This window comes from Polynucleobacter sphagniphilus, assembly GCF_029892205.1.
GTDB lineage: Bacteria > Pseudomonadota > Gammaproteobacteria > Burkholderiales > Burkholderiaceae > Polynucleobacter > Polynucleobacter sphagniphilus.
In genome coordinates this window covers 720990-737508 of the sequence record NZ_JARXVX010000001.1, presented here as the reverse complement: position 1 = coordinate 737508, position 16519 = coordinate 720990, and the positions used below count along the sequence as shown (strand labels likewise).

General features: G+C 43.5%; 19 protein-coding genes and 1 tRNA gene. 12 read left to right on the top strand and 8 right to left on the bottom strand.

Features of this window, described 5'->3' with window-relative positions; translation table 11 throughout:
- Window positions 1-14 precede the first annotated feature (14 nt).
- The 7 genes from M2125_RS03880 (at window position 15) to M2125_RS03850 (ending at window position 6432) form a co-directional block, all read left to right on the top strand.
- Window positions 15-584 carry a peptidylprolyl isomerase gene (locus tag M2125_RS03880; protein WP_076023354.1) on the top strand — a complete coding sequence of 190 codons (570 nt, stop codon included), beginning with the start codon at window positions 15-17 and terminating at the stop codon, window positions 582-584.
- Window positions 585-605: 21 nt separating this feature from the next.
- Window positions 606-2438 carry a bifunctional chorismate-binding protein/class IV aminotransferase gene (locus M2125_RS03875; RefSeq protein ID WP_280742498.1) on the top strand — a complete coding sequence of 611 codons (1833 nt, stop codon included), beginning with the start codon at window positions 606-608 and terminating at the stop codon, window positions 2436-2438.
- Between the two features lie 7 nt (window positions 2439-2445).
- Window positions 2446-3006, top strand: coding sequence for an NUDIX hydrolase (locus M2125_RS03870; RefSeq protein WP_076023352.1), 561 nt, complete (start codon window positions 2446-2448; stop codon window positions 3004-3006).
- A gap of 14 nt (window positions 3007-3020) precedes the next feature.
- Window positions 3021-3758 (top strand): leucyl/phenylalanyl-tRNA--protein transferase, encoded by a 738-nt coding sequence (gene aat / locus M2125_RS03865; RefSeq protein WP_076023351.1) that lies wholly within the window; start codon window positions 3021-3023, stop codon window positions 3756-3758.
- On the top strand, window positions 3755-4501 hold the full coding sequence (locus M2125_RS03860) for an arginyltransferase (protein ID WP_277540999.1): 747 nt from the start codon (window positions 3755-3757) through the stop codon (window positions 4499-4501). The genes aat and M2125_RS03860 overlap by 4 nt, the downstream gene beginning before the upstream one ends.
- Before the next feature lie 8 nt (window positions 4502-4509).
- Window positions 4510-5538: a quinone-dependent dihydroorotate dehydrogenase gene (locus M2125_RS03855; protein WP_280742497.1), complete on the top strand. Its 1029-nt coding sequence runs from the start codon at window positions 4510-4512 to the stop codon at window positions 5536-5538.
- Window positions 5539-5613: 75 nt separating this feature from the next.
- Window positions 5614-6432, top strand: a complete 819-nt coding sequence (locus M2125_RS03850; RefSeq protein ID WP_280741506.1) for an IclR family transcriptional regulator — start codon at window positions 5614-5616, stop codon at window positions 6430-6432.
- A gap of 3 nt (window positions 6433-6435) precedes the next feature.
- Here the strand turns inward: M2125_RS03850 and M2125_RS03845 are convergent, their stop codons facing one another.
- Both M2125_RS03845 and M2125_RS03840 read right to left on the bottom strand, forming a co-directional pair.
- A complete protein-coding gene (locus M2125_RS03845) occupies window positions 6436-7458 on the bottom strand; it encodes a serine hydrolase (protein WP_076023348.1) in 1023 nt (340 codons plus the stop codon).
- Between the two features lie 88 nt (window positions 7459-7546).
- Window positions 7547-8434: a DMT family transporter gene (locus M2125_RS03840; protein ID WP_076023347.1), complete on the bottom strand. Its 888-nt coding sequence runs from the start codon at window positions 8432-8434 to the stop codon at window positions 7547-7549.
- 193 nt (window positions 8435-8627) lie between these two features.
- Here M2125_RS03840 and M2125_RS03835 point away from each other — a divergent pair, with 193 nt between their 5' ends.
- Window positions 8628-9182, top strand: a complete 555-nt coding sequence (locus M2125_RS03835) for a phasin family protein (RefSeq protein ID WP_425334232.1) — start codon at window positions 8628-8630, stop codon at window positions 9180-9182.
- A gap of 8 nt (window positions 9183-9190) precedes the next feature.
- Here the strand turns inward: M2125_RS03835 and M2125_RS03830 are convergent, their stop codons facing one another.
- From M2125_RS03830 to hyi, 3 genes are all read right to left on the bottom strand, one after another.
- Entirely contained in the window at window positions 9191-9991 is an 801-nt protein-coding gene (locus M2125_RS03830) for a DUF3108 domain-containing protein (RefSeq protein ID WP_280742495.1), read from the bottom strand.
- A 175-nt stretch (window positions 9992-10166) separates the two neighbouring features.
- Window positions 10167-10754 carry a YqiA/YcfP family alpha/beta fold hydrolase gene (locus M2125_RS03825; RefSeq protein WP_083657499.1) on the bottom strand — a complete coding sequence of 196 codons (588 nt, stop codon included), beginning with the start codon at window positions 10752-10754 and terminating at the stop codon, window positions 10167-10169.
- Window positions 10755-10769: 15 nt separating this feature from the next.
- Entirely contained in the window at window positions 10770-11546 is a 777-nt protein-coding gene (hyi, locus tag M2125_RS03820) for a hydroxypyruvate isomerase (protein WP_076023345.1), read from the bottom strand.
- Window positions 11547-11696: 150 nt separating this feature from the next.
- On the opposite strand from hyi, the gene M2125_RS03815 reads away from it, so the two are divergent.
- The 3 genes from M2125_RS03815 (at window position 11697) to M2125_RS03805 (ending at window position 13418) form a co-directional block, all read left to right on the top strand.
- On the top strand, window positions 11697-12284 hold the full coding sequence (locus tag M2125_RS03815) for a hypothetical protein (protein WP_076023344.1): 588 nt from the start codon (window positions 11697-11699) through the stop codon (window positions 12282-12284).
- Between the two features lie 246 nt (window positions 12285-12530).
- Window positions 12531-12665, top strand: coding sequence for a hypothetical protein (locus M2125_RS03810; protein ID WP_269844382.1), 135 nt, complete (start codon window positions 12531-12533; stop codon window positions 12663-12665).
- Window positions 12666-12680: 15 nt separating this feature from the next.
- On the top strand, window positions 12681-13418 hold the full coding sequence (locus M2125_RS03805) for a sterol desaturase family protein (RefSeq protein WP_076023342.1): 738 nt from the start codon (window positions 12681-12683) through the stop codon (window positions 13416-13418).
- A 34-nt stretch (window positions 13419-13452) separates the two neighbouring features.
- Here the strand turns inward: M2125_RS03805 and M2125_RS03800 are convergent, their stop codons facing one another.
- Both M2125_RS03800 and M2125_RS03795 read right to left on the bottom strand, forming a co-directional pair.
- Window positions 13453-14922 carry an MmgE/PrpD family protein gene (locus M2125_RS03800; protein WP_076023341.1) on the bottom strand — a complete coding sequence of 490 codons (1470 nt, stop codon included), beginning with the start codon at window positions 14920-14922 and terminating at the stop codon, window positions 13453-13455.
- A 62-nt stretch (window positions 14923-14984) separates the two neighbouring features.
- Window positions 14985-15443, bottom strand: a complete 459-nt coding sequence (locus M2125_RS03795; protein ID WP_076023340.1) for a DUF4118 domain-containing protein — start codon at window positions 15441-15443, stop codon at window positions 14985-14987.
- Window positions 15444-15494: 51 nt separating this feature from the next.
- Here M2125_RS03795 and M2125_RS03790 point away from each other — a divergent pair, with 51 nt between their 5' ends.
- A complete protein-coding gene (locus M2125_RS03790; protein WP_280742494.1) occupies window positions 15495-16373 on the top strand; it encodes an alpha/beta hydrolase in 879 nt (292 codons plus the stop codon).
- Between the two features lie 64 nt (window positions 16374-16437).
- On the opposite strand, the gene M2125_RS03785 is transcribed toward M2125_RS03790, so the two are convergent.
- A tRNA-Asp gene (locus M2125_RS03785) sits at window positions 16438-16514 on the bottom strand.
- Between the last annotated feature and the right edge of the window lie 5 nt (window positions 16515-16519).

Below are 16519 nucleotides of genomic sequence, written 5' to 3'. Positions count from 1 at the left end.
CCAAAGGAAATAACATGCGTAAATTATTAGTTAGTATTTTCATCATAGCAAGTTGCCTGTTCAGTAGCTTTGCTTTTGCTGGCCCAAAAGTTGAGTTCAAAACCAGTATGGGAAATTTTGTAGTAGAGCTTGATCCTGAATTAGCGCCCAAAACAAGCGCCAATTTCCTGGATTATGTAAAAAGTGGTTTTTATAACGGGACGATCTTTCATCGCGTCATCGATGGCTTCATGATTCAAGGCGGTGGATTCACGGCTGATTTGACTCAAAAGAAAACCAATGATCCCGTTGTTTCTGAGGCTCAAAATGGTTTAAAAAATCAGAAATACACCATTGCAATGGCAAGAACGGCTGCAATTAATTCTGCAACTTCTCAGTTTTTTATTAATACTACTGATAACTTTAATTTAGATTACCCAAGAGGTGGCGGTTACACTGTTTTTGGCAAAGTGATTTCGGGTACCCAAACCATTGATGCGATTCGCAAGGTTCCAACAATGTCGACGCCCGCACCACGTGGCGGCCGCTTAGATGATGTACCCACTACACCGGTAGTCATTGAATCAGCCACCATCTTGAAATAAAACATCTCCAAATCGAATAAGATGGCTCTGACGATTTTGCTCGATGATGCGGATAGCACCATCAACCATCCTACGAGCCGTCTTTATGAAAATCCCCTGTCTTCATGGGTGATAAATTGCCAACAAGACCCGCTAAAAACTGATGCAGCAATTAAGCAATGCTTGGCTGAAATCTCCTCATCCCGAGATCGGGGTGAATACATCATCACCGCATTTACTTATGAATTGGGTAATCATTTCAAGGGATTATCAGCCAAGCGCTCTTATCAACCATTAATTCAAGCTTGGGCTTTTAAGGAATACATAAAGCTAAGCAAAATTGAGGTAGATGCATGGCTAGAGGCACGTTTTATAAATCTGGATGAGCACGCCCAAGTTGCCGGCTTGAGTCATGTTCATAACAGCCTCTCATTTGAACAATTTGAGAGTGACATTGAACGCATCTTAGATTATTTGCGCGCTGGTGATTCCTATCAAATAAATCACACTTATCGCATCCATGCGCACGCTTTTGGATCGCCGATAGCCCTTTACCGGCGTTTAAGGGAGCGCCAGCCAGTGCGATTTAGCGCATATATTGAAAATGACAATCAATATATTCTTTCACTCTCCCCAGAGTTGTTCATTCAAAAGGAAGGTGAAACGATAAGAGCGATGCCGATGAAAGGCACGGCAAACGCCTTACTACAACCACTTGAGCATTTATCTGCTGATTTAAAAAATCAAACTGAGAATGTCATGATTGTTGATTTGCTAAGGAATGACCTTAGTCAATTAGCCCAAGCAAATGGAATATCGGTAACCAGCCTCTTTGATGTTCGGCGTCACGGCGATGTATTGCAGATGACATCAACCATCGAGGCTATTACAAAACCCAATCTATCCCTCCAGGAAATACTAGAAGCAGTATTTCCATGTGGTTCGGTGACGGGTGCCCCAAAAAAACGTAGTATGGAAATCATCAATGAATTGGAAAGCGAAAGACGGGGCTACTACTGCGGCGCTCTGGGATGGATGGATCCAAATGGTGATTTGGCATTCAGTGTTCCGATCCGGACAATCGAAATGGAGCATCAACCACAATCCAATTCAAGTGATTTAATTATGGGGGTGGGTGCTGGTATCACCATAGAATCAAACCCCGTAAATGAATGGGAAGAATGTCGAATTAAATCTTCATTCTTAGTTGATCTTCCAAGCCCCACAGGAATCTTTGAGACCATTTTAGTTACTAGCGGTCTAGTTCAAGCTTTAGAGTGTCATTTAGATCGGATGGCGCGTTCAGCAGAATATTTAAATATCCCCTTTGATCTGATCAAGGCCAAAGGTCTTATTTCAAGCGTCATCAGCTCCTTAGATACCTCCAATCAATATCGCATTCGTTTAGACCTATCACCAGATGGGCAGCAAACAATTAGCAAAGGCCTATTGGCACAACTGCCTACTAAGGTTGCAATCTTTTGGGCTAAAAATATCTTGAAAAATCCTTTATCTGCCATTGTCCAGTCTCAAAATCCCCTCCTTAGGCACAAAATTAGTCACAGAAAAATTTATGATGAGGCATGGTCTGCAGCAGAAGTACATGGCGGATTTGATGCCTTATTTACCAATGAACTCGGCTTTGTCACCGAAGGGGGCCGAAGTAGTATTTTTATTAAATTAGCCGATCAGAATGAATGGATAACACCCCCTATTGGTGCCGGGGTTTTGCCTGGAGCGATGCGATCAAGGATACTAAGTGATCCCAGGTGGAATGCAAAAGAAGCAAACTTTACCCCCGAAGATGTTTTATCGGCAGATGCGATTATGTTAACCAATTCTCTGCGCGGTGCATTAACTGCATACATAAAATAAGGATCCAATGAAATACTGCTCTGATTGCGCAGCCCCTCTCTCACTTAAAGTGCCAACGGATGACACTAGGCTACGTCATGTTTGCGATTCATGCGGCAGCATTCACTACCAAAACCCGCGTAACGTTGTTGGCAGCATTTCGGTGTATGGCGATAAAGTCTTGCTATGCAAACGAGCCATAGAGCCCCGTTTGGGTTATTGGACTTTACCAGCAGGGTTTATGGAGCTAGGTGAAAGCACTTCGGCCGGTGCCGCAAGAGAAACGATGGAAGAAGCGGGGGCAGTTGTTGAGATGGGTCCACTGTTCTCCCTTCTTAATGTACCGCACGCCGAACAAGTTCATCTTTTTTATTTGGCTCAGATGATTAATCCTGATTTTTGTGCAGGTGAAGAGAGTCTAGAGGTGGCATTATTTAGTGAAAATGAAATTCCCTGGGATCAATTGGCCTTCCCGACGGTGAAACAAACACTGATATGGTTTTTCGAAGATCGAGCTAAGGGCTTATTCAATGATTCATCACCGATTGCCTTAAGAACCCGTGATATCGACCCGAGCGAGAGGATTTAATTGCCTGCTTCTCTATGAGTAATATTTCCTGGCTAGGCGCTAAAGATCCTTTTCCAAATCCACTGGTGGTGGCAGACCCCGATTCCAGTGTGCCAGGTTTAATTGCCGTTAGCCAACAGATATACCCAGGTCAGCTTGAATCGGCTTATAAATTGGGGATATTCCCTTGGTATTCTGATAACCAACCGGTTTTATGGTGGTCGCCTGACCCAAGGATGGTGCTCAAAGCAAGTGCCTTTAAATGCTCCTCCTCCCTACAAAAAACGATCAATCAATTTCTGGATGATCAAAACAAGCAGATAGTGTTAGATCAGGATTTTGGTGCTGTCTTACGTGCCTGCGCGACGATTGAGCGCAAACATCAAGATGGAACATGGATTACACATGAAATTGCGAGCGCTTATGAAGCTCTTTTTCAAGGGGGGCATGCCCATAGCATCGCCGTAGTTGAAAATGGCGCCCTGATTGGCGGTCTATATTGCGTTTCATTTGGGGAGATGGTCTTCGGGGAGTCGATGTTTAGCCGCAAACCGAATGCCTCCAAAATAGCGTTGGCTGCTCTTTGTGCCTGGTGCATTCGCAATCAAATTGAATGGATTGATTGCCAACAAGAAACAGAACACCTCAAGTCACTTGGAGCAAGGCCAATTTCTCGTCGACAGTTTCTTGAGCATGTGCAGTTTGCAGTAAATCAAACTAATATAACGAGAACATGGAATTTCAATAAAGATATCCTCCGATTCTGGCTATGACGAAGTTAAAAGAACTCCCTCTTACTGCGCTCCAGTTTTATGCAACGGCACCCTATCCTTGCAGCTATCTGCCTGGCAAGGAAGCCCGATCCCAAGTTGCAACACCCTCACACCTTATTCACGAGGCTATTTACAGTGAACTAGTCAATGCAGGTTTCCGGCGCAGCGGACTGCATACATATAGACCCTACTGTGATGCCTGTAAGGAATGTATATCTACTCGTATCGCGGTTGATCAATTCAAACCAAATCGCACTCAAAGACGCACCACTAAAAAACATAGCGGTTTAGAAGTGCGCACTCTAAATCTCGGTTTCCAAGAAGAACACTATCAGCTATACCATCGCTACCAGCAACAGCGTCATAGCGGCAGCGAGATGGATAGTGGTGATCGGGATCAATATATTCAGTTCTTATTGCAAAGCAGAGTCAATTCTCGCTTAATAGAATTTCGAGATGGTCCACTCGACGCCCATCCCGGTCGCTTACGCATGATCAGCATGATAGACATATTAGAGCAAGGCATTTCTTCTGTTTACACTTTTTATGATGCTAGCGAGCAATCGACAAGCCTAGGTAGCTACAGCATCCTTTGGCAAATTGAGCAAGCCAAACTACTGAAGTTGCCCTACATTTACCTCGGCTATTACATTAAAAATAGCGGCAAAATGGCCTATAAAATCAATTACCAGCCAATTGAGGGGCTGATCAATGATCATTGGCAAGCACTAGCTCGTTCATAATATCGTTCATGAATAGTTACTCTCTTTTGCGTCCCCTGCTTTTTTGCCTTGATCCAGAGCAAGCCCACAATCTTGCTTTAAGCAGCTTGGATAAAGCTGAACAACTCGGTCTTCTATCAAGCCTTTTTCCTAAGCCTAAATCAGACCCAAGCCATTTTGCTGGTATTGAATTCCCAAATCCGGTTGGCTTGGCGGCAGGATTAGATAAAGACGGTAAACACATCGACGCGCTAGCCGCACTTGGGTTTGGCTTTCTAGAAATAGGTACTGTTACACCGCTTCCACAACCGGGAAACCCGAAGCCGCGTATGTTTCGACTTCCGCAGGCTCAAGCAATCATTAATCGGATGGGTTTTAATAATGATGGAGTGACTGCATGCGTTGAACGCGTTCGCCAATCTCGATACTGGCAAGAAGGCGGAGTTTTAGGTTTGAATATAGGCAAGAATGCAAGCACCCCAATTGAAAATGCTGCTTCAGATTATGTCAAAGCAATGGATGCTGTTTATGAAATCGCATCCTATATCACCGTCAATATCTCCTCTCCTAATACCCAAAATCTGCGTGCGCTTCAGGGCGAAGAGATGCTGCGCGCCCTTCTCGGATCAATCGATATCGCGAGAGATCGACTTTGCGATCGCTTTGGTGTGCGTAAGCCGCTTTTCTTAAAAATTGCACCAGATTTGGAACAAGCCGACATTCATTTAATTGCAGATCTACTGCTTGAATTTGGCATTGACGCCATCATCGCAACTAATACAACAGTTGCACGTGAATCTGTAAGGCACCTGAAATATGGCAAAGAGACTGGCGGCCTTTCTGGCACTCCAGTAAAAAACACCTCCAATCAGGTCATTCATGCCTTAAGGTCTAAATTAGGCGATGCACTGCCAATCATTGGGGTTGGCGGCATCCTGTCTGGGGCTGATGCAAAAGAAAAGATTGCAGCTGGGGCAAGTCTCATTCAGCTCTACAGTGGACTGATTTACAAGGGTCCCGAGTTGATTGAAGAGTGTGTTACTGCTTTGAGGCACTAAAAACACCTGTTTTTGCTGTTTTGAAATTGAATTTCATAATATGCAATGCCCAAAAGATTGGATACAATCATTAATATGAGTACCCCGAAGCCAAGCAAATCTATTAAAGCCAGTGGTGAAGCAGGAAAAACTGCTATCCAGGTTGTTGAGCGCATGATGAATTTAGTGGATGCCTTGGCCGAACAAGAAGACTCAAGCAGCCTCAAGCTTCTTGCTGAAAAAACCCATCTACACGCTTCAACAGCGCACCGCATTCTGAATGATTTAGTCGCCTGCAGAATGGTTGAAAGAGGCGATGGTGGTACATATCGATTGGGTCTTAAATTGCTTGAATTAGGCAATTTAGTAAAGGCACGTTTATCCGTTCGTGATGCAGCTCAATCCCCGATGCGCGCTCTACATAAGCTCACTGGTGAAACGATTAATTTATCAGTTCGCCAAGGAGATGAAATTGTGTATGTTGATCGTGCGTATAGCGAGCGATCAGGCATGCAAGTGGTTCGAGCGATAGGTGGACGCGCTCCTTTGCACCTAACTTCGGTTGGTAAACTTTTTCTCGCTAGCGACGATCCAAGTCAAGTCCGCGCTTACGTTACTCGCACAGGACTCTCAGGACATACGCGCAATAGCATTACCGAGTTATCAAAACTGGAAGATGAATTAAATCAAGTGCGCCGACTTGGCAATGCACAAGATAATGAAGAGCTTGAGCTTGGCGTTAGTTGCGTAGCTGCAGCCATCCTTGATGACACTGGCAAATTAGTTGCTGGGTTGTCCTTGAGTGCACCAACCGATCGAATACAAGCTGATTGGATTAAATCACTGCAAGATACAGCCTTACAAATTTCTAAAGGAATGGGTTACAAACCAAAAAGCGCAAACCCATCCTCCTAGGATTTACATTAAACGACGGATAGGTTGAGCACCTGAGGGCATACGTTCATACCAATCTCGCACTCTTACTGCGTCAGCGAATCGGGACTGAGTTCCAACTGAATCTAAGAACACGAGCAGTAAAGGGGTGTTATTAATTCTGGCCTGCATGACCAAGCAACGCCCTGCCGCATTAATGAAGCCCGTCTTTTGTAATCCAATGTCCATATCCCCAGCACGAACCAAACGATTTGTGTTGAGGAATTTTTGGGGGCGATTAGCAATCATCATGGTCATGTCGGGCCAAGTTGAAAACTCGCGAATAATCTTGTACTGATAGGCGGCATTGAGCATACGAGTTAAATCTTCAGCAGAAGCAACGTTCTCACTAGTTAACCCAGTAGGATCTTCAAAGTGCGTATGCTCCATCCCAAGCTCTTTGGCCTTGTGATTCATAGCAACAATAAATGCTGGCAGACCACCAGGATAGTTTCGGGCCAAGGTGTATGCGGCTCTATTTTCAGAAGACATCAAAGCAAGATGTAAGGCATCCTCCCGAGTCAATATAGTTCCCTCTGCCAAGCGGGAATGTTTGTAGATATGAGCATCTTCGGCATTAATTACCAAAGCTTCATCCATAGGTAACTTTGCATCAAGCATTACCATCGCCGTCATCAACTTAGAAATGGATGCAATAGGCAGGCTGACGGAAGGATTTTTTTCGTAATAAACGTCTTTAGTGTCTTGATTTACCACCAAGACAACGGTGGACTTTAAGTTAAGTTGATCATGTTGATTACGTAAACCCAAAGCCGTTGCCAAGGATGGCATTGCTGGCACAACTGGCTCCATGGAACGAGTAACTGCCACACGCACTCGCTTTGGTCGTTTTGGAGCCTTCGCTGTTTTGGTGGCCGTCTTTGTTGCTGCCTGCGATTTACTTTTGACCTGCTGATCGCTGTTGGCTGCAAGCGCAGGATTGCAAAAGACGGTTACGGCTACTAAGGCACAGGTAGTGGCTGAAAGCCAAAAACGATTTAAATACATCCAAGCATACCTTCCAAAACTTTCAACATACGAGATGATAATTAATTTTCCTCATTTGAGGAGGGATAATCGCTTACGAGCGATAAATTTATTCTGGAATGGTTGCTAAAGCATTCGATTGCCGCGCATTCACCAAAACAACTCCAGTCATGGTTAGACCCAATCCAATCCCCATCATCAAGGTAAATGGTTCATTAAAAAAAATCCAGGCCATCACAGCCGTAGTTGGCGGAGTCAAATATAGCAAGCTCGTTACCTTAGTTGCTGCACCCTTACGAATCATCATAAAGAGCAAACTAATCGAGCCAATCGAGAGCGGGAAAATAGCCCAAAGCAATGCTGTAATCACTGGCACATTCCAAATCATGACACCAGACTCAAAAAAATACATACAGGCAAAGCATACTACCGCTGATACCCCAAATTGGATGGAAGATCCCGCTCTGAGATCAAATACTGGGCAGAACTTCTTTTGATATAAAGTCCCAAAAGTAATGGACAGTAATGCACCAAATGCAAGGACATAGCTTGCAAAGGGTATGTGGGCAAAGCCTAATTTTTCAGCCACTACCAATGCAACACCCATAAATCCGAAACCTAGACCGAGCCACTGCCTCGGCGTTACCTTTTCTGAAACCCAAGCCGCAAACCAAGCGGTCAATATGGGCTGCAGGCCCACAATAATGGCAACTAAACCCGCTGTCATTCCAAGACGGACCGCCCACCAAACGCCAATGAGATAACCAAATTGAAGCATGAGCCCTGCAATGGCAATATGCTTAATTTGAGAGCGCGTAGGCCAATTGATTTTCCAGACCAAACTAAATGCGATCATGGCCATGATGACCCCAGTAAAACGCCAAAATAGAAATGTCGCCGGCTCGACATAGGGCATCGCCAGACGCGCAATGATGAATCCAGTGCTCCATATGAGAACAAATAATGGCGCTATTACATTGTCTAGCTTTAATTTCATGAGTAAATTACTGGAATAATGGTTTGTGCAGGGGTAATTTTAGGCTCTTTTCAACCACGAGGCTTTTATGTGTCTATGGCATCAACTATATTGTTGCAATGCGTCAATCTCAATCCGCTCAACTCCCAATTGAATTAATCACCATAAAGGATCATAGTAGGATGAATTAACCACCCTATTGAAAAATATGCCAATGAACTTAACTCCAGAGCAAATTGCGGCGGCACAAAAGGCAAATTTAGAGACATTGAGCGGCTTAACCAATCAAGCCTTGCAAAGCATTGAAAAGTTGGTTGAGCTCAATATGCATATTGCAAAACAAAGTCTGAGCGATAGTATGAGCAGCGCAAAGAAAGCACTTGAAATTAAAGATATTCAGCAGCTATTGGCAAATCAAGCTGAAACAGTGCAACCCATGGCTGAAAAAATCATGGCCTACAGTAGGCATCTATATAAATTAGCCCATGAAACTCAGGCCAATTTTACAAAGTCTGCTGAAAAAGAATTACATGATGGGCAGAAAAAAATGAATGCGCTAGTAGAAGACTGGACCAAGAATGCACCAGCTGGATCTGATGCAGCAGTGTTAGCAATGAAGCAGGCAATCGCTTCAGCCACCAAGGTCTACGAAACTAGTCAGAAATCAGTAACACATGCGATTAATATTGCACAAACGAATTTAAATAGCACGGCTGAAACCGCACTCAAGTCCGTCTCCGCTTTTGATAAATCGACTAAGAAAAAATAAGCAATCGATCATAGATCGCCTCCTTGAGAAGGAGCAGGACTTTTTTGTTTAAAAATAAGCTCTAAGACCCTGCCGTTAGCCTCCTTTGAGCGAATGCGGCCTGGCAACCAATCCAAATCCTTCGCCAACCAAAAATCGATCTGTCTTTTATAAGGATCGTTTTCTCGTGCAATCAAAGCATAATGCCTAATCTTGCTGAGCCCTAGAGTGGGCACATCTTCTGAAATGACCTCGCCATAACTTTTAAATTGCCATAACTCTAAGGAGTTGTAATCTACCACCGGAACGGATCGAACACTCTCAGGTTCATCTATTTTGTCACTACCATTTAATAGTGATGCAAATTGAAACATCAAACTAAACCGGTCTTGGGTTCCTGGTAAAAGATCTGGAGTATGGTCCGGCTTTTCGGAAAAATACATCTTTCCAGCACCAAGCCCGTCCCTATCAAAGCGTGAAAACCGGGGTGCATTTGAGCCCCTTTGCGACCAGTAAATAGCAGGAGCCAAACCATAAGAATCTACCGTACCACGTGATTCAAATACAAAAGGCCCGACAAATGCATAAGGAATGTTAATGGACAAGTGGTAGTTATTGCCATCTACAAACCAGCGGAGCTCACCCCGTTGATACAGCTGACCGTCAACATAGGCATCAAAATAAAATATACCAGGCTCAGGCAAACGAAATGCCTGACCTTTCTGATTAGTTGAGTCACCCTGCTCTAACAGATCCTCACCGAGGATATTGCTAGGCAAGCCAATTTGAGAAGTGTTTGAGGAAACACGCTTTGCTGCATGTCTAGACATTTTGATTTTTGTAGGTGGCTCGACCTTGAGCTCCGCTTTTAAAACGCCATCTTCAGTTGGTTCCGTGTAGATTATTTGATAAAAAGGGAGGCCGAAAAAAAGAAGGAAATGCCCCAATAGAGAGAGCATCAAGGCACAGCAGAATACCCAAAAAGGGGAGTATCGTTTCAAAGCATTAGTTACTGATAAAACGCATCACTTGAGGTAAATACTCAGAATACTCAGAAATACCATGATCACTGCCCTCAAGTACCAATTGCTGCGCACCAGAATAAAAATCAACCATTTCTTTCCAATCCAGCAACTCATCACCCTTAGCAGCAATCAAAAAATAGTTCTCTGGCCGCGTTAAACGCTCAACCTGTAATGCGCATAACTCATCAATGTATTCAGGGCGAAAATCAAATGGCTCGTCACTATCATAGGCAGTCATCACCCCGACATGAGGCGCTAGCTCACGAGGCGCCCTCACAGCAGGATTTAGAGTGACCGCCTTACATTGATAACGTTCGGCTAAATAATTAGCATAAAAACCGCCCAAAGAAGACCCAATCACAATCAACCGGTCGACTGGATTGGCTTGAATATACTCAATCACCATATCCATACTTTGTTTAGGCGATGCAAGTAGTTGTGGGCAATACCAATGAATTGGATCACTCATTGTTGAATGGGCTTTGATAGCCTCTTTCGTTTTTACGGCCTTACTAGAGTTTGGTGAGGAACGAAAGCCATGCAAGTAAACAACCAAGGTTGAAGCCATTTCATAAAACCTTATTTATAGATGTTTGGCGATCCAAGACAGACCGTCATCAGTATTGGTCAGAGGCTTATATTCGCAACCCACCCATCCCTCATAAGGAAGACGGTCCAGAAATTCAAATAGGAAATCATAGTTAATTTCACCCGTCCCAGGCTCATGACGACCAGGGGAATCGGCGAGTTGAATATGTCCAATTCTTGTTAGATTCTTTTCAATAGTATTCGCTATCTCACCCTCCATCCGTTGGGCGTGATAGATATCATATTGAAGATAGGCATTATCAGCACCTACCTCCTTGAGAATATCAATGCCCTGTTGAGTTTTGGATAGGTAAAAATGAGGAATGTCGAATGTATTAATGGGTTCGATTAATAGTTTTAAATCCGCTTTCTTTAACTCAGCTGCAGCGTATTTCAAATTATCTAAAAAAGTGCTGCGCAAGAGTTCTGGGCTAACGTTTGCTGGAGCGATACCCGCCAAACAATTGAGTTGTGGAACCTCTAATACCTTGGCATATTCAATCGCCTTAGAAACTCCCTGCCGGAATTCCTCAACTCGATCAGGCAGGCAAGCTATGCCACGCTCACCCGCGTCCCAATTTCCTGCGGGCAAATTGTGCAAAACAAGCTGTAAAGCATACTGATCCAATTTTGCTTTAATTTCTTGCGCTGGAAATGCATAAGGAAATAAGAACTCAACTGCATTAAATCCAGCGATCTTGGCACGCGCAAAACGCTCCATAAAGGGGTCTTCGTTAAATAGCATTGTCAGATTGGCTGCAAAGCGTGGCATTTTTTACCCTCTATAAAAAACTGCACAATATATGAGCAGATGTTAACAAACATTGAGATGATTTTATAACCCCAATGGTTAGGACCTGTAATTTAATTTATAACGAAATGCGCTAATATGCACTGATAACCTATAGTTAAAGGAATTGTCATGAATAAAGCATTTGCCGCTTACATCATCCTCGCTTTAAGCGCACTCAGCTCACCACTTTTCGCCTTTGCACAAACAGATAAGCCTGTCGTCATTGATGCTGCCGTCACAGATCATAAATACGAGCTCTATGAAGGAGATGTTGTGAAGATTGATAAAAAAACTCGCACTATCACCTTTAAAAATAATGAGGGCGAATCTCAATTTGTTGCTGGGCCCGAAATTAAAAACTTTGATCAGATTAAAAAGGGTGATCACCTCAGCGTAAGTTATGAATTAGCAGTAGCTATTGAACTAATTAAAACCAAAAATGACGGCATTCGCAGTAAAGTGGAAACGGAGGCCGATAAGATTTCTAAGGAAAATCAAAAGCCTTCTCAGGTGATTGCGAATAAAACCACAATCATTGCCGATATCGTCGATGTGAATCGCACCACACAAATGGTTTCCGTTAAGGGTCCAAGTGGAAAAATTACTGTAGTGAAGGTGAAGAACCCCGCAATATTGGCTGATGTCAATGCTGGCGAGCAAGTGAAAGTAATTTACTACGATGCAATGGCAGCTTCAATTACCTCCCCAAAAAAATAATGGCCCCTAATGAACATGGTCAGACTCATTCTCCTCCCTTTGCAGCTTTTAATATCCGCTATCTATTATGTTAGCGCCCCATTTGTTCTGACCCCTTTGATTTTATTCTTTTGGCTTATAAATGCGGTTTGTGTTGTTTACCTAATAATCCATGCTAAACAATTGGTGGGCCAAATGGGTACAGGATTTAAGTGTGCAAGACTAACCTTCACAGCCTCGCTGATACTCCTTGAATTAACTATCAACATGAACTCTGATTCCTATGCTGCCGATAATTTCCATGGTTTAGTCAGCGATATGGAGGTTTTGGTAACCGGAATGACGCTGGGCGTTCTTTGGTACCAAGAACTCACCGCCAAACTACTCAATAAGCCAAATTGAATCCGGTTATAAGTAATGCTTAGCCCTTTAAATGCAATCCTCATTACTCTTGGTGCAGTTAGCATCATGATGATACTTGAGCGCATTAGACCCATGCATCTATATACCAAGGATGCCTTCTGGGTACTGCGTCTGATAATACTTGGCAGTCTTGGGGTAGCATTAACTGAAATCACCGGGATCTATCTATTGCCCTTGCTTGGCGGTGTTGCTATATATCCAGCGCTGGGGAAGCTATTTAATCTTGTTCCAGCCTGGGTCAATGGCTTAATTGGGTATTTTTGTATAAGCTTCTTTGTGTATTGGTGGCATCGACTGCGGCATCACAGCGATGTATTGTGGAAAATATTTCATCAAATACACCACAGCACATATCGACTCGAGGCTCTTACCGCCTTATATGGTCACCCTAGTGACTTTGTTGCCAATGCCTTGATTATTAATATCGTCTGCTATTGCCTCTTAGGCTTTGACATCAATTCTGCAGCCTGGGCAGCACTTTGGGTTGGAATTTTTGAGTTTTGGGAGCACACAAATATCCAAACACCCCATTGGCTTGGCTATTTCATTGTGAGACCTGAAATGCACCGCATTCATCATGAACGTGGGCGTCACCATAATAATTACGGCTTACCTATTTGGGATATATTATTTGCCACATATGAAAACTCTTCACGAAAAGTGGAATGTGGTTTTGAGATGGAGTCCGAAAAGAAGTTGACAGCCATGCTGGCATGTAAAGCCGTTGAATAAACCCCCTGGTACAACCCAGGGGGTTTATCAATTACTACAAAGATGCAGTTTGCGGGATCAATGCTGCCGATGAAAGTTGCTCAATATTCCAGCAAAGTTTGATTAACTTCTGTACTTGGGCTGATGGCAATATATCTTCCACTAGATCAATGAACTTGACCTCAAGCTGAGCATCTGTCATTGGTTTTTCAACGCTTCCAATTGCATGCTCAATGAAAATATGCAAAGTGCGCCCATCTGTCGTCACTATTGTCATATCAACCTGCTCAGGTTTCATATTGTCATCAATGATGGCAGTCACCTTATCGCGAACTGCAATAATTTGAGCATTTTGTACCTTGGAATTGCTGTATTGCTTTTCTCCAGCAGCCCCATCAACAATCGCAACAGCTACGGAGTGATAAATACTAAATTTACCCTCCAAGCCAATTTGAGGAGTTTTTTTGCCAGTTAATTCAATTACCAGTGGATTTACTTTTAACTGAATGCTTGCTATTTGATCGGGCTTGAGATGATATTGGTTGCGCAATTGAATAGCGGCATCAATTGCAGGATGAATCACAATACCGCAAGCAAATGGCTTATAGGTATTAAGTGCAGATTCATAATGGGTACCTAAGCCTTCCGTAATTTGACTGTAGTCTTGTTTGGTGCTGATGGTATTAGCCCAACCCCGCTTAGCTTCGATCATGCCGTCTGAGCTGGTAAAGTTCTGCTGCGCCAGTAATGCACTAAACAAGCCATTACTTGCTGCTCGTCCTGGGTTAAAGCTCTTATTCATTGAGCCAAAAGATTCACGCAAACCAACTGGTTGGGAAGCTGCAAGACCAAGGGCCCAAACCATTTGCTGCTCACTTAAGCCCAGCACCTTACCAACAGCAGCTGCTGCACCAAACACTCCTGCAGTTCCAGTAATATGCCAGCCAACATCATAATGATTGGGCCAAACCATATTACCAATACGGCACTCAGTTTCCACACCCAATACCAAGGCATTTAAAAAATCTTTACCGGTGATCGCTTGGTGCTGTGATAAAGCAATCAGCGCAGATACCACTGGGCCAGCTGGATGAATAATGGTTTTTAGATGGGTGTCGTCATAATCAAAAATATGGCTACTCACGCCATTAATAAAGGCCGCATTCATGATGTCAAAATGCTCGCGTCTTCCCAGCAAGCTTGCCTGTCTTGGCCCAGAAAAAGGATTTAAAGCTTTAATGGCGCATTGAATAGTTTCATGACCAGAGCCACCTACAGCCACACCCACCCAATTGAACAGGGTGCGAACACCCTCTTTGCGCACGTTTAGGGGAAGATCTTCATACCGTGCATTCACAATGTAATGCGCTAATTTATGTGTAGCGCCTTTAGCTGCAGGCGAATCGGGTGGTGTCATGGTTGCAGCAGGGGCATCCCCTGCATTTGCGGTGCCACTCATCGCAGGCGCCATTGCGGCAACGAGTGCCCCCATTTTTAATAGCTGACGCCGATTTAATTCACTCATTTTTTGTCTCCAACTGTTGGTTTTAGTGTTTTAGGAAGTATTTATACATTAATGTGCCAGAATTACTCAAGATCCACTGAGTCAGCCTCAAACTTTTTTAAGGATGAGCTGGCTTTAGCTAAAAGACGATAGCGGCTCGTTGCCACTCTGGAAATTAAAATGGCCTTATAGCGAGCCCTTTGAAGCCATTCAATTACGCCAACTGCGATAAGCCCAATTAATATGTAAGCAAAAAAATGGAATATGTCTTGTGACGTGGGGACTGTATAGGCAGCAAAAGGCTGAAGAAAGAAGTAGGATGCCAGAGGGACTGATATGACCATCGTAAAAATACTGGGTTTGTATCCATACAGTAGCGTAATGATGACTGTATTTACAATAAAAAAGGTCATAGGGAGACCCGTCTGCAGATAGTCATGTAAAGTGTACCGCAGGCAGAATGCGAACAGTATCCCAAAAGAAGCAACAATATAGGGCTTCAGACCAGGCTCAGACCAACGTTTTACATTGTGGATTTGCATGAGTAATAATCCTTCTATTGATAAAATCACCCTTTGGATGAATAAGCTGTAATGGAAAACAATATATTGCCCAATGATCAGACCTACGAATCATTCTACCAAGGTAGCAGCGGGAATGTAGTCATTCTCCTTCCTGGCTTATGTGGATCAGAATTGGAGCTTGGCACCATTCCGCGCCAACTGAAGAAAATGAATTGCAGCTATGTCATTCCTCGCATTTCAGGATATTTGGCCCATACCGGAATTAGTCAATACGAAAATTGGATAGAACAAGTAGATGACATTGTCATCGCTCTTAAAAAGAACTACAAAACGGTCTCGATTGTAGGTATGAGCATGGGTGCCACCCTAGCACTTGCCGTTGCTGAGAGAAATGATGGTATTGATGGCTTGGTTCTTTTGTCCCCCGTACTCTTTTTTGACGGCTGGTCAGTTTCCTGGTATCAGCCCCTACTAAAGTTCATTTATGCCATTGGCTTTCGCAATTGGCACCACAAAGAAACTGCCCCGTATGGCGTCAAAAATAGAGAGCTTCGGCGCAGAATTGAAAAATCCGTAAAAAATAATGAAGTGAGTGAGCTTGGTGCGGCCCACCTACCAGCCCATAGCTTATATCAAGCCCTACGAATGATTGGCGATGTAAAAAGAAATTTACATGAAGTGGTTGTCCCACTATTCATCATCCATTCAGTTGACGATGAAACTGCATCTCCCAAAAACCCAGACTTAATTCTTAAAGAGGTTTCCTCTGACATTCGTAAAATCATATGGCTAGGCAATTGTTACCACATGATCACCGTTGATAATGAGCGAGAAATTGTTGTAAATGAAACCATTAATTTCATCACTCAAATTCAACAGTCACATCAACTTAAAAAGCAAACAAAGTCGCCGGCAATTAGTTTGGTGATAAAAGATCGTAGCGACTAAAAGCAAGCTGCAGTTTCTAAAAACAAAAAACCCAGTAAACATAAATTTACTGGGTTTTTTAATTTGGCGGAGCGGACGGGACTCGAACCCGCGACCCTCGGCGTGACAGGCCGATATTCTAACCAACTGAACTACCGCTCCAAATT

What these genes read in the sequence shown, in the direction of transcription:
- M2125_RS03880 (WP_076023354.1), top strand. Translation starts at nt 15, where the DNA reads ATGCGTAAATTATTAGTTAGTATTTTCATCATAGCAAGTTGCCTGTTC.
- M2125_RS03815 (WP_076023344.1), top strand. Translation starts at nt 11,697, where the DNA reads ATGAATAAAGCATTTGCCGCTTACATCATCCTCGCTTTAAGCGCACTC.
- M2125_RS03830 (WP_280742495.1), bottom strand. Translation starts at nt 9,991, where the DNA reads ATGTCTAGACATGCAGCAAAGCGTGTTTCCTCAAACACTTCTCAAATT.
- hyi (WP_076023345.1), bottom strand. Translation starts at nt 11,546, where the DNA reads ATGCCACGCTTTGCAGCCAATCTGACAATGCTATTTAACGAAGACCCC.
- M2125_RS03795 (WP_076023340.1), bottom strand. Translation starts at nt 15,443, where the DNA reads ATGCAAATCCACAATGTAAAACGTTGGTCTGAGCCTGGTCTGAAGCCC.
- M2125_RS03790 (WP_280742494.1), top strand. Translation starts at nt 15,495, where the DNA reads ATGGAAAACAATATATTGCCCAATGATCAGACCTACGAATCATTCTAC.
- M2125_RS03805 (WP_076023342.1), top strand. Translation starts at nt 12,681, where the DNA reads ATGCTTAGCCCTTTAAATGCAATCCTCATTACTCTTGGTGCAGTTAGC.
- M2125_RS03870 (WP_076023352.1), top strand. Translation starts at nt 2,446, where the DNA reads ATGAAATACTGCTCTGATTGCGCAGCCCCTCTCTCACTTAAAGTGCCA.
- M2125_RS03840 (WP_076023347.1), bottom strand. Translation starts at nt 8,434, where the DNA reads ATGAAATTAAAGCTAGACAATGTAATAGCGCCATTATTTGTTCTCATA.
- M2125_RS03875 (WP_280742498.1), top strand. Translation starts at nt 606, where the DNA reads ATGGCTCTGACGATTTTGCTCGATGATGCGGATAGCACCATCAACCAT.
- M2125_RS03825 (WP_083657499.1), bottom strand. Translation starts at nt 10,754, where the DNA reads ATGGCTTCAACCTTGGTTGTTTACTTGCATGGCTTTCGTTCCTCACCA.
- M2125_RS03850 (WP_280741506.1), top strand. Translation starts at nt 5,614, where the DNA reads ATGAGTACCCCGAAGCCAAGCAAATCTATTAAAGCCAGTGGTGAAGCA.
- M2125_RS03800 (WP_076023341.1), bottom strand. Translation starts at nt 14,922, where the DNA reads ATGAGTGAATTAAATCGGCGTCAGCTATTAAAAATGGGGGCACTCGTT.
- M2125_RS03860 (WP_277540999.1), top strand. Translation starts at nt 3,755, where the DNA reads ATGACGAAGTTAAAAGAACTCCCTCTTACTGCGCTCCAGTTTTATGCA.
- M2125_RS03810 (WP_269844382.1), top strand. Translation starts at nt 12,531, where the DNA reads ATGAACTCTGATTCCTATGCTGCCGATAATTTCCATGGTTTAGTCAGC.
- M2125_RS03845 (WP_076023348.1), bottom strand. Translation starts at nt 7,458, where the DNA reads ATGTATTTAAATCGTTTTTGGCTTTCAGCCACTACCTGTGCCTTAGTA.
- M2125_RS03835 (WP_425334232.1), top strand. Translation starts at nt 8,628, where the DNA reads ATGAACTTAACTCCAGAGCAAATTGCGGCGGCACAAAAGGCAAATTTA.
- M2125_RS03855 (WP_280742497.1), top strand. Translation starts at nt 4,510, where the DNA reads ATGAATAGTTACTCTCTTTTGCGTCCCCTGCTTTTTTGCCTTGATCCA.
- aat (WP_076023351.1), top strand. Translation starts at nt 3,021, where the DNA reads ATGAGTAATATTTCCTGGCTAGGCGCTAAAGATCCTTTTCCAAATCCA.